The organism is Lentzea miocenica, assembly GCF_033949945.1.
GTDB lineage: Bacteria > Actinomycetota > Actinomycetes > Mycobacteriales > Pseudonocardiaceae > Lentzea > Lentzea miocenica.
The window spans coordinates 294,902-306,735 of the sequence record NZ_JAXAVW010000006.1 but is presented as its reverse complement, the minus strand read 5'-3'; the positions used below and the strand labels follow the sequence as shown (position 1 = coordinate 306,735).

General features: G+C 69.4%; 8 protein-coding genes. 4 read left to right on the top strand and 4 right to left on the bottom strand.

Annotated elements, in window-relative coordinates:
* A partial coding sequence (locus SK803_RS10275) for a DUF222 domain-containing protein (RefSeq protein WP_319965602.1) occupies positions 1-276 on the bottom strand: 276 nt, incomplete at its 3' end.
* A 327-nt stretch (positions 277-603) separates the two neighbouring features.
* Here SK803_RS10275 and SK803_RS10270 point away from each other — a divergent pair.
* The 3 genes from SK803_RS10270 (at position 604) to SK803_RS10260 (ending at position 3,510) form a co-directional block, all read left to right on the top strand.
* Complete coding sequence (locus SK803_RS10270; protein ID WP_319965601.1) at positions 604-1,722, top strand: MalY/PatB family protein; 1,119 nt, start codon at positions 604-606, stop codon at positions 1,720-1,722.
* A 67-nt stretch (positions 1,723-1,789) separates the two neighbouring features.
* A complete protein-coding gene (locus SK803_RS10265) occupies positions 1,790-2,740 on the top strand; it encodes an ATP-binding cassette domain-containing protein (RefSeq protein ID WP_319965600.1) in 951 nt (316 codons plus the stop codon).
* Entirely contained in the window at positions 2,737-3,510 is a 774-nt protein-coding gene (locus tag SK803_RS10260; RefSeq protein ID WP_319965599.1) for an ABC transporter permease, read from the top strand. Before SK803_RS10265 ends, SK803_RS10260 begins: the two co-directional genes overlap by 4 nt.
* A 19-nt stretch (positions 3,511-3,529) precedes the next feature.
* Here SK803_RS10260 and SK803_RS10255 read toward each other — a convergent pair whose 3' ends face one another.
* The gene (locus SK803_RS10255; protein ID WP_319965598.1) at positions 3,530-6,571 is read right to left on the bottom strand and encodes a BTAD domain-containing putative transcriptional regulator; all 3,042 of its coding nucleotides are present in this window, start codon (positions 6,569-6,571) and stop codon (positions 3,530-3,532) included.
* A gap of 647 nt (positions 6,572-7,218) precedes the next feature.
* On the opposite strand from SK803_RS10255, the gene SK803_RS10250 reads away from it, so the two are divergent.
* Positions 7,219-8,007, top strand: coding sequence for a lanthionine synthetase LanC family protein (locus tag SK803_RS10250; RefSeq protein ID WP_319965597.1), 789 nt, complete (start codon positions 7,219-7,221; stop codon positions 8,005-8,007).
* Here the strand turns inward: SK803_RS10250 and SK803_RS10245 are convergent.
* Entirely contained in the window at positions 8,004-9,008 is a 1,005-nt protein-coding gene (locus tag SK803_RS10245) for an LLM class flavin-dependent oxidoreductase (RefSeq protein ID WP_319965595.1), read from the bottom strand. The genes SK803_RS10250 and SK803_RS10245 overlap by 4 nt on opposite strands.
* Positions 9,009-9,075: 67 nt before the next feature.
* Positions 9,076-11,817 (bottom strand): glycoside hydrolase family 2 TIM barrel-domain containing protein, encoded by a 2,742-nt coding sequence (locus tag SK803_RS10240; RefSeq protein WP_319965594.1) that lies wholly within the window; start codon positions 11,815-11,817, stop codon positions 9,076-9,078.
* Positions 11,818-11,834 lie beyond the last annotated feature (17 nt).

The following is an 11,834-nucleotide window of genomic DNA, read 5'->3' as shown; positions in this document are numbered from 1 at the left end:
ACCGGTCTGCTCGGGCGCCTTGACCAGCACCCGCTTCTCGACCTCGGCGGCCAGATCCGCCGTCAACGGCAACGTCCGCTCGTACAACACACGGGCCTTGTAGAGGTCGATCTCACCCTTCTCCAACGCGTCCAGCGTCTGCGGCAACTTGCTCGCCAACTCCACCGCCAGGTGGACCTGGTCGGTGGTCCACCGCGACGTCCAGTGCATCGCCGCCGCGATCTCAGCGTCGAAGAACTCATCACCCGCGCACGCGACCGCGTACTCAGCGAGCACACGAATAGCCTGCGCCTGATGATAAGCAACTTGTTTCTGATGATAGGCGAGAGCATCGAGAACCTCGACCGCTTCCATGCCACCATTCTATTCGTGATCAAAAACGCCAAAGGGGGCTGAGCGACACACGATCGAGTGACAAATTCTTTCTACAACGCAACCCGCCCCTGGCAACCACCAACGCACCCGGAACCGACGCACGCAACCGGTCCACGCCCCGCAACCACCCGAGCAACCCAACCACAGAAATTCGTTCCGGCACACGCCCGAAGAAGGAGGGCATGTGCCGGGTCGGCGCCAGCCGTCGAACCATCTACCGTGGCCGTCATGGAGAGCCCGCTGAACCAGGTGTCGCTAGACCGGTTACGCCAGCGCACAAGCGTGAAGTGGCGCCAGTACCCAGAGGACGTCCTACCGCTGTGGGTGGCCGAAATGGACGTCGAGCAAGCCGAACCGGTGCAGCGAGCGATCATCGACGCGGTCCGCCAAGGCGACACCGGCTACCCGGCCGGCACCGCCTACGCCGAAGCGCTCAGAGACTTCGCCAAGGCCAGGTGGAACTGGGACGGCATCGCGATCGAACGCACCGCGATCGTCCCGGACGTCATGCTGGGCCTGGTCGAGATGATCAAACTGGTCGACGCCGACCTGGTCGTCGTCACCCCGCCCGTGTACCCGCCGTTCTACATGTTCGTGCGCAGCATGGGCCTGCCACTCGTGGAAGCACCGCTGACGAACGAACGCCTGGACCTGAAGGTGCTGGAGCAGACGTTCAAGCACATCCGCGCCAGGCAGCCGGTGTTCCTGTTGTGCAGCCCCCACAACCCGACCGGCACCGTGCACACCGCTGACGAACTCACCGCCGTGGCCGACCTCGCCAGGACCTACGGCGTCCGCGTCATCGCCGACGAGATCCACGCACCGATCGTCTCCAAGAACACGACGTTCGTGCCGTACCTCAGCGTCGACGACAGAGGGCTGTCGCTGATGTCCGCCTCGAAGGCCTGGAACCTGTCTGGCCTCAAAGCCGCTGTCGCCATCGCCGGTCCGGCAGCCGCCGACGACCTGGCCCGGTTGCCGGAGGAGGTCAGCCACGGCCCCAGCCACCTCGGCTCGATCGCGCACACGGCGGCGTTGCGCGACGGCGGCGACTGGCTCGACGCGGTGCTGGACGGCCTCGACGACAACCGGAAACTGCTCGCGGACCTGCTCGCCGAACATCTGCCCGAGATCGGTTACCGGCCGTCCCCGGCGACGTTCCTGGCCTGGCTGGACTGCCGGAAACTGGGCGACGACCCGGCCAAGCTGTTCCTCGAACGCGGCCGCGTCGCGCTGACCTCGGGAAACGACTTCGGCACCGGCGGAGCGGGGTTCGCGCGGTTCAACATCGCGACGTCGCCGGAGGTGATCACCGAGGCGGTTCGGCGGATGGCTGTCAGCCGCTGACAGCCGGCTGTGCGCGTCCTGTCAGCGGCGCGGCGCACTGTTCTCCCGACACAGGGAGGAACGAACGATGTCGCTCGCGATCAGGGCTGAAGGCCTGGTCAAGCACTACGGACAGACCAAAGCGCTCGACGGGGTCGATCTGGAGGTGCCGGAGGGGAAGGTCGTGGGTGTGCTCGGGCCGAACGGCGCGGGCAAGACCACGGCGGTGCGGGTGCTGGCGACGTTGCTGCGCCCGGACGCGGGGCACGCCACGGTGCACGGGCATGACGTGGTGAAGGATCCGAGGGCCGTGCGGTCGTTGATCGGGCTGACCGGGCAGTACGCGTCGGTCGACGAGGACCTGTCCGGTACGGAGAACCTCGTGCTGCTGGCCCGGCTGCTGGACTACTCACGTGCGGGGGCGCGTGCGAAGGCGGCCGAGCTGCTGGAGCAGTTCGAGCTGACGGACGCCGCGGGCCGAGCCGCCAAGACGTACTCGGGAGGCATGCGGCGCAGGCTCGACCTCGCGGCGAGCCTGGTCGGCAGCCCGTCCGTGCTGTACCTGGACGAGCCGACCACCGGGCTGGACCCGCACGCGCGCAACGAGGTGTGGGCCGTGGTCCGCAAGCTCGTCGCGAACGGCGTGACGGTCCTGCTCACCACGCAGTACCTGGAAGAGGCCGACCAGCTCGCGGACACGATCACGGTGTTCGACCACGGCCGGGTGGTGGCCGAGGGGCGGCCCGACGAGCTGAAGCGGCGGGTCGGCGGGCAGACGTTGCAGGTGCGGCCGACGTCGTTGCTCGATCTCGATGCCGTGCAACGGATTCTCGGTGACCTCACCGGGGTCCGGCCGACGCTCAACGACGACTCCGGGCTGCTCACCGCGCCGGTCAACGACCCGGTGCTGCTGTCCACATTGGTCCGCAAGCTCGACGAGGCCGGGATCACCGCGGACGAACTGGCGCTGCGCCTGCCCTCGCTCGACGAGGTCTTCCTGGCGCTGACCGGCAAGCAGAGCGAAGGGAGCCTGGTATGAGCACCATCGCGCTGGACCGCGGTGTGCGGCACGGGTTCTCGCTTGCCTGGCGCGGCATCCTGAAGATCCGCAAGAACCCCGAGCAGCTCGCGGACGTGACGATCGCGCCGATCGTCTTCCTGGTGATGTTCACCTACCTGTTCGGTGGTGCGCTGGCCGGGAACACGGACGCGTACCTGCAGATGCTCGTGCCGGGCATCCTGGTGATGAACATCCTGCAGGCCAGCATGACGGCGGGCGTGCAGCTGAACACGGACGTGTCCAAGGGCGTGTTCGACAGGTTCCGCGCCATGCCGATCGCCAGATCCGCGCCGTTGATCGGGGCGGTGCTCGCGGACATCGTGCGGTACGTGGTGTGCATCCTGGTGCTGCTGATCGTCGCGACGGTCATGGGCTTCCGGGTGCAGACCGGCCCGGCGGAGCTGCTGATCGCGGTCGGGCTCGCGCTGGCGTTCGGGCTGTGCTTCTGCTGGGCCTCGGTGTTCGTGGGCATGCTGCTCAAGACCCCGCAGGCGGTGCAGGGCCTGATGTTCGTGCTGATCATGCCGTTGACGTTCGGCAGCAACGTGTTCGTCGGCACCTCGACGATGCCGGGCTGGCTGAAGGCGTGGGCGGACATCAGCCCGGTCACGCTGATGGCGGACGCGCTGCGCGGGTTGCTCAACGGCGGCGCGATCGCGGGACCGCTGGCCGGATCGGTGGTCTGGATGGTGGCCGCGGTCGCGGTGTTCTTCCCGCTGGCGATGTGGGCCTACCGCCGCCGAGTGTGAGCAGAGGGGGACGCGGGTGTCAGCTGTCGCTGATGCCCGCTTCTTCGCGTACTTCCCGCAACGCCTCGGCTTTGGCGATCCCCAACGGTTCCGGCTCGCCGAGTTCGGCGACCAGCCTCCGCATGTCCGGATCACCCATGTCGAGCCGCCCGCGAATCACCGCCGCGAGCCCGAGCAGCCGGGACGCCGACTCGTGGCGGCCCTGCGCGTACCGGACCTGGGCGAGCAACTCCGTCACCGTGGCCAGATCCGGCATGTCGCTGCGCTGCGACGTGGTGCCGATCGCCACAGCGACGCGCTTCTCGGCTTCGGCGGGATCGCCGTCGGCGATGGCGATGCGGCTGTCGAGGATGGCCGACCACTCCGTGACGAACGAACCGAGCACGGCCGAGAGGGTGGCACGCCGCTTGAAGCGGGAGCTCAGCTCACGTGCCTCGGCGATCCGGCCCGCGCGCAGCAGGACCTCCGCCTTCGCGTAGTCGATCATGATGGACATCTGGTCGTTGCCGATGTTCCGGACGTACTGCTCGGCCTCGATCACCTCGCGCTCGGCCGTGGCGTGGTCGCCGAGCCGGGCGTACTCGACCGCGAGCCGCCACCGCTGTTGCACGGCGTCGTCCAGCGACCGCAGCTCCATCGCGACGTCGAGACCCCGCTGGTACAGCGCGATCGCGGCCAGGTTGTCGCCGGTGTGCGAGACGAACGTGGCCTTCATGCCGAGTGTCATCGCCGAGCCCCACCGGTCGCCCACGGCCACGAACTGCTCGTACGCGCGGTCGCGGGCCACCTCGGCGCCCTCGAGATCGCCCTCGTCGACCAGGATGAAGCTGAGCGCCCAGTCCGCCCCTGCCCGCGCCCAGGCGTCCTCGCTCGCCGCCGCCCGTTTCACCTCACGGCGGGCCAGCTCCTGGTTCTGGCTGAGGAACGCGAGCATCGGCAGCGCGATCGCCAGCGACGCGTGCTTGTCTGCGGCTCCCGAGCTCACGCAGTCCTCGATGACCTGCGCGGCCTCGGCGGTCGCTGGCAGGCCCGGCACCGCGGCCATGATCAGCTGCATCGCCCGGAAGGTGGCGTGGACGTCGGCCGGCAGCCCGTCGCCGAGCGCGAGCACGTCGCGCACCGACAGCTCGGCGCGTTCGTTGTCGCCCTTGACCAGCCAGTACCAGAACACGCCCGCGAGCAGGTCCGCCGCCAGCCCGACCTCGCGGTCGTCGATCGCACCACGTAGAGCGGCCACGATGTTGTCCTGCTCAGCCTCGTACACACCGATCGCCTCGACCTGCCGGGCGGTGCGGGTGAGCGGCTCCCAGCGTCCGGTCAGATCCCGGTAGTAGCGCCGAAACCGGTCGACGATCTCCTGCTTTTCGCCGCACACCTCGAGCTGCTCTGCCGCGTAGACCCGGATCGTCTCCAGCATCCGGTACCGCGGCTCGGCGTCGAGCTCAACCACGTCCACAATGGACTTCTCGACCAACGACGTCAGCACGTACAACGAGTCTTCGGCGCACACCTGCTCGATCGCGGCCAGATCGGCGCCGGCCGGGAACACCGCGATCCTTCTGGCCAGCCGGAGTTCTTCCTCGGTCAGCAGGTCCCAGCTCCACTCCACGACCGCGCGCAACGTGCGCTGGCGGGGGAGCGCGGTGCGGCTGCCCGAGGTGAGCAGGCGAAACCTGTCGTCGAGGCGCTGGGTGATCTGCCGGACCGTCATCGACCGCAGCCGCGCGGCCGCCAGCTCCAGCGCGAGCGGCATGCCGTCGAGCCTGCGGCAGATCAGCTTCACGTCGTCCACAGTGGACTCGTCGAGCTGGAAGCCCGGCTTCACCGCGCTCGCCCGGTCCAGGAACAGCCGCACCGCGCCGAACGCCGACACGTCGTCCTGTCCGTCGGGCACCGCGAGCGGGCCGACCGGGCACAGCGACTCGCCGTCGATCGCGAGCGGTTCCCGGCTGGTCGCGAGCACGCGCAGGTTCGGCACGCGGCGCAGCAGTTCGTTGGTGAACTCGGCCGCCGCGCTGATCAGGTGCTCGCAGTTGTCCAGCACCAGCAACGACTCGCCGGCGCCGAGCACGTCGGCGATCCGGTTCATGCCCTCGCCGGTCCGCCGCAGCGGATCTCCGGTGCCGAAGCTCAGTTCGAACGCGCCGAGCACCACACCGGCCAGGTCTTCCGCCGCCCGCACACCGGCCAGCGCCGCGAACCACACGCGTCCCTTGGCGTGCAACGGGTGCCGGGCCGCGACCTCGGTGGCCAGGCGCGTCTTGCCGGCACCTCCGGGCCCGACCAGCGTCACCAGCCGGGCCTGGCCGAGCAGCCCGGTGATCTCCGCGAGCTCGTCGTCGCGCCCGACGAAGCTGGTGAGCCGCACCGGCAACCGGTCGACCGCCGCGCGTGGCCCGAGTTCGCCGCGCAACGCCGCGAGGTGGACCTGCTGGAGTTCGGCGGACGGATCGACGCCCAGTTCGTCGGCCAGCCGGCCGCGGACCGCCGCGTAGATCTGCAACGCGTCGGACTGACGGCCCTGAGCGCACAGCGCGCGCATCAGCAGCCCGGCGAGGCGTTCGCGCAACGGGTGCCGCTCGTGCATCGCGGTGAGGGCGGCGGCGTCGAGTTCGCCGGTGGTGAACCGCTCCTCCTCGGCCGCGAGGCGGGCTTCGTCGAACTTCGCCGCCGCGACCTGGGCGAACGGTGCTTCCCGCACGTCGGCGAGCGGTTCGCCGCGCCACAGCGCGAGCGCCTCGTCCAGGCGTCCGGCGGCGCGCAGCTGGTCGAACCGGAAGACGTCCACGTCCTCGGTCGCGATGCCGAGCCGGTAGCCGCCTGGTTCCAGCGAGACGGGGCAGACCTTGCGCAGCCGCGACACGAGCGACTGCAGGGCGTTCGACGCGTCCGCCGGCGGTTGCTCGCCCCACAGGTCGTCGATCAGCGTGGTGGTCGGCACCGGGCGGCCGGGGTCGAGCGCGAGGCGTGCCAGCAGCATGCGGACGCGGGCACCACCGATGTCGACCGGTGTGCCGTCCTCGGCCACCACGGTCGTCGGGCCCAGCAATGCCACTCGCACAGGTCCAGCTTTCCAGATCACGTCCGGCGATCAGGCGAGAACGCCGAGTGCGCACGTGAGCGCGTCGGTGATCATGCTCTCCATCCCGTCGCCGATGCTGCCGCGCGGTACCCGGAGGATGCGGCCGTATCGGACCGTCCGTCTCGTCGTGCGATGCGATGATCGACGCATGGCGACGTACTGGGGGACCGCCGAGGCTGGTTGGCGATGGGTGCTGGATCAGGTTCGCCACGACGACGTCGTCTGGATTCCGCCGTCCGTCGGTGAGGAGCTGGATCCGGACGATCGCGACGGCACGTACGCGGGCGTCGGCGGACTGGCGCACGTGCTGGCCGAGATCCGGCTGAGTCGCGCGTGGACCGCGGAGGAGCAACGACTCGCGGACGCCATTGCGGGCCAGGTCGGGGCGGGGGTCGCCACTGCCTCGGACTACGACTTCTTCGGTGGTCTGGTCAGTTCGATCGGCGTGCTGACGGCACTGGACGCGCCCGGATCCGACGCCGCTGTCGCGCGGCTTCTCGAACTGTCCACACCGGACGGCTGGCCGAACGAGCGCTACCGCCCGCCGCGGTTCCTCGAAGGCGCCCGCTGCCACGACCTGACGCTGGGCACGGCCGGGGTGCTCCTGGGCGCGGTGTGGGCGCGGCGTGGCCCGTGCCGAGGAGCTGGCCGAGACCTCGGCCGGGATCCTGATGGCCGAGCGCGAGGAGGTGCCGGCCGGACTGAACTGGCGTCAGGTGCCGCGGCGGTCGTGCGTCAGGCAGCGAGAGATGCCGAACTTCTCGCACGGACTCTCCGGTATCGCGACCGCGCTCGCCCTGGCCGGTGCCGAGTTCGGCCGCCCGGACCTCGTCGAAGCCGCTGCCGCGGGCGCCGAACACCTCGTGTCGTTGTCCGACCTCGGCGACGGAGGCCTCCGCAGTCCGCTCATCCTTCCCCCGCTGGAGGGGTTCGGGCCGTTCAGCTACGGCTGGTGCCACGGCCCGACCGGGACGTCGTTGCTGTGGCAGGCGCTGCGTCACGCGGGCGTGGCGGAGGTGGCGGGCGCCCCGGTGATGGACTGGCACAGCCGGTGTATGCACAGCATCCGTGTGTCCGGTCTGCCGGAACGGCGTTATCCGGGCTTCTGGGACAACGACGGCCGCTGCTGGGGAACCGCGGGGGTGGGAGACGTCCTGCTGGACTCAGGCGACCGGGACTTCGCGCTGCACCTCGCCGACGTGGTGGTCGAACGGGCGATTCCGGACGGCAACGGCGTGTGCTGGCGGTTCGTCGAACACCGCGACGAGGACCCGTTGCTGCCCGCGGGTGTCGGCTGGATGCAGGGCACGGCGGGCATCGCCGGGTTCCTGTTCCACGCCGGTCGCGCCGCTCAGGGCGACGCGACCGCCGTGCCGCGCATGGACACCTGGTGGGCGCTCAGTTGTGATGTCTAGGCGGGTTGCCAGCCCAGTTCCGGACCCAGCTTCGTGGCGATGTCGGTGAGGATCTGCACGTAGTCCTCGTGGTCGAAGCTGAACGGCAGCGCGAACGCCACCTCGTCGACCTGCTGGAACGCGAGGTGCGCGGACAGCTTCTCGGCGATCTCCGCGGACGTGCCGATGATGTCGCGCTCGAACATGTACCGGCGCGGCCCGAACGGCGTGCCGGTGCGAGCGGTGCGCTTCTCCACGTAGTCCTGGTACTTCGCGCGCTGCTCCGGCGTGGCCGAGTCGGTCGGGATCACCACCAGTCCCTGCGACACCCGCCCGCCACCGTGTTCGCGGAACGTCCTGATGTGCGACAACTGGATCTCCGCGAAGTCCTCCGACTCCTCGGCCTGAACCACGTTGCTGCACAACAGGTTCAGCCCGTGCGAGCCCGCCCACCCGGCCGAACGCAGACTCCCGCCGCCGTACCACATCCGTTCGCGCAGACCGGCCGCATGAGGCTGCACGCGATCCGAGAACACCTCGATGCCCTCGGTGCCGCTGAAGTCCGTGACCTTCTCGCCGCCCACGAAGTCCAACAGCCGTTGCAGCCGGTCGTAGCTGAAGTCCTCGATGTCCGCGGTCTGCGGGTAGAGCGCGTGCTTGACGTCGTCGTAGTGCATCGGCGGCCCGACGCTGACGCCAGGGTTCAGCCGGCCGCCGGACAGCACGTCGACGGTCGCCAGGTCCTCGGCGAGCCGCAGCGGGTTCTCCCAGCCCAGCGGGATGACCGCGGTGCCGAGGCTGATCCGGCTGGTCCGCTGGCTGGCGGCGGCCAGGATCGCGACCGGCGACGAGATCCCGAACTGCAGGTGCCGGTGCCGCACCCAGGCGCTGTCGAACCCGAGCTCCTCGCCCAGCGCGATGATGTCCAGCGTGGTCCGGTGACCAGCGTCCGGGTTGTGCTCGTCGAACAGCCCGATGGTGAGAAAACCCAGCTTCCGCAACGGGTCTGACTTCTGCGGCACGGAACCTCCCTCAAGTCTCCTTTCGAGAATAGGTGACGTCTCAACTAGGTCCACATCGTGGAACGGCTCAGGCCGGCGGTGCGAACGTGACCGCGAAGCTCGCCTTCTGCGCGTGGAGCCGGTGCTGCGGCAGCACGCCCGGTCCGCACGACGCGGTGCCCAGGCCGTGCTGAGCCAGGTCGAGGTTCAGGTACACGTGGTCGCGCGGTTTCAGGTCGTCAGTGTGCCGCGCGGCGTCGAGGTCCTCGCTGGTCCAGCGGCGGGCGGTGAAGTCGAACACCGGCTCGCCCTCGATCCTCAGGTCGCCGATCCGCAGCCAGCGGGCGTTCGCGCGGTTGCCGTTCTCCTGCGGGAAGACGTACGGGGTCTGCAAGGCGTCCACAGTGGACGAGAAACGGCCGATCCTGGCGGTCTGACGGCTGTCCGCATATGCCTCGCCGGGCCCGGCACCGAACCATTCGACGGTGTCGAGCGCCGCGGGCAGCGCCATCCGCAGACCGAGCCGCGGGAGCGCGCAGGGCCAGTCGCCGTCCGGGGTGACGTCGAGGTGCAGGCGGAGCCGGTTGCCGTCGGCGGTCCAGTGGTAGTCGGCGAGCATGCCGAACGCCCAGCTCGGTGGCGCCACCCGCGTCCGCACGACCAGCGCGGTCTCCCGCACGTCGACCTCGATGACGCGGTGTTGCAACCGGTGCAGGCCCGCTTCGCGCCACGCCCGTTCTTCCGGCTGGTCGGAGCCGCGGTCGTTGTCGGTCGGAGCACGCCAGAGATCGAGGCGGGGGCCTTCGACCGGGTACTCGCCGAGCCTGGTCAGCAGACCGGTCGCCGGATCGAACTCGCCAGGGCCCAGCCACAGGACGTCGCCGAGTCCGACGAGCTCCACGCCGCTGATCGGGGTGACCGTGTTCGCCCGCGCGAGAGAGATCTGGCCCCAGGCGACCACGTGACCGGCATCCGCCCAGCTCGTGGCCTCGGCCAGGGAGGCTCGGACGGTCAGCCAGCCTTCACCTGTCGCGGCAGTCAGTTCGGGCAGCGGGACGTCCGCGTGCTGACCGGCGGCGACCGCGGGCACGTCGAGGGCGCCTGACGCGACTTCGATTCCGTCAGCCTCGTACACCCAGTCGAACCGCAGGTGGTCCAGCGATCCGTGGTCGTAGAGGCTCGCGATCCGGATGTGCTGCCCGGTCCCGGTGATCCGGACCGGTTCGAAGACCTTCGCGAACTCCAGCAGGCCCGGCGACGGCGTGCGGTCCGGGAACACCAGTCCGTCGATCACGAAGTTGCCGTCGTGCAGCGGTTCACCGAAGTCGCCGCCGTAAGCGAAGTGCCCGTCGCGCTCCAGCCCGTGGTCGATCCACTCCCAGATGAACCCGCCCTGCACGGTGGGATAGCGCTCGAACAGCTCGCGGTACTCGAGCATCCCACCCGGCCCGTTGCCCATCGCGTGCGCGAACTCGCACAGCACGAACGGCATGCCGTGCGTCTTGTCCTGCCCGATCTGGTCGACTTCCTCGTGCGAGGCGTACATGCGGCTGTAGACGTCGACGTACTCGCAGTCGAAGTCACCCTCGTAGTGCACCGGCCGGGACGGGTCGCGGTCACGCGTCCACTCGGCCATCGCCGAGAGGTTGCGCCCGGTGTGGGACTCGTTGCCGAGCGACCACAGCACGATCGACGGGTGGTTCTTGTCCCGTTCGACCATCCGGCGCATGCGGTCCACATAGGACTCGGCCCACCGCGGGTCGTCACTCGGGTTGCCGGCCCAGTCCAGCTTCTCGAAGCCGTGGGTCTCCAGGTCGCACTCGTCGATCACCCACAGGCCGTACTCGTCGCACAGCTCCAGGAAGTACGGGTCCGGCGGGTAGTGGCTGGTGCGCACGGCGTTGACGTTGTGCTGCTTCATCAGCAGAACGTCGGCGAGGGCGAACTCGCGGGGCACCGCGCGGCCGAACTCCGGGTGGTGCTCGTGCCGGTTCACGCCGCGGAACACCACGCGTGCGCCGTTGATCGTGAGGACGCCGTCCTCGATCGCGACGGTCCGGAAGCCGATCCGCACCGGCACCCGTTCGACGTCCGTGTGCACGACTCCGTCGTAGAGCCGCGGGTTCTCCGCGCTCCACGGTTCCACGGGCAGTGAGAAGGACCGGCCTGGCAGGAGATCGTGCACCTCCAGCTCCGGCACGGTGACCATCGCGCCCGCGACCTCCAGCGTGCCGAGCCCGGTGACGTGGTCGTAGGACGCGTGGATCTGGTAGTCCGCGACGCCACCACGCGGCCGGGACAGCAGCGAGACGGCACGGAAGATCCCGGACATCCACCACATGTCCTGGTCTTCCAGGTAGCTGCCGGACGACCACTGGTGCACCCGCACCACCAGCACGTTTCCGGACGGGCGGAGCAGGTGTCCTACCTCGAACTCCGTCGGCAGCCTGCTGCCGCGGGTGATGCCCAGCTCGACGTCGTTGAGCCAGATCCGTCCGCACGAGTCGATGCCGTCGAAACGCAGCACGGCCGGTTCGTCGGGCCAGTCGGCGGGCAGGTCGAACGTCAGCCGGTGGTCACCAGTCGGGTTCTCCGAAGGCACGAACGGCGGTTCGACCGGGAACGGATACCGCACGTTGGTGTACGCGGGCGAACCGTGGCCCTGCAACTGCCAGTGGCCAGGCACGGTGATGGTGCCCCAGTCGCCTTCGTCCAGGCGGAAGTCCCAGGTCCCGTTGAGTGACAACGAGGCCGCATCGGAGGTGAAGAACGCACGCGGCGGCAGCGCGCCGGTGCCGGGATCGATTTCTTCGATGTACGAGTGCGACAAGGTTTCAGCCCTTCAGT

Coding starts and splice junctions, on each gene's coding strand:
- SK803_RS10270 (WP_319965601.1), top strand. CDS start 604: ATGGAGAGCCCGCTGAACCAGGTGTCGCTAGACCGGTTACGCCAGCGC.
- SK803_RS10265 (WP_319965600.1), top strand. CDS start 1,790: ATGTCGCTCGCGATCAGGGCTGAAGGCCTGGTCAAGCACTACGGACAG.
- SK803_RS10260 (WP_319965599.1), top strand. CDS start 2,737: ATGAGCACCATCGCGCTGGACCGCGGTGTGCGGCACGGGTTCTCGCTT.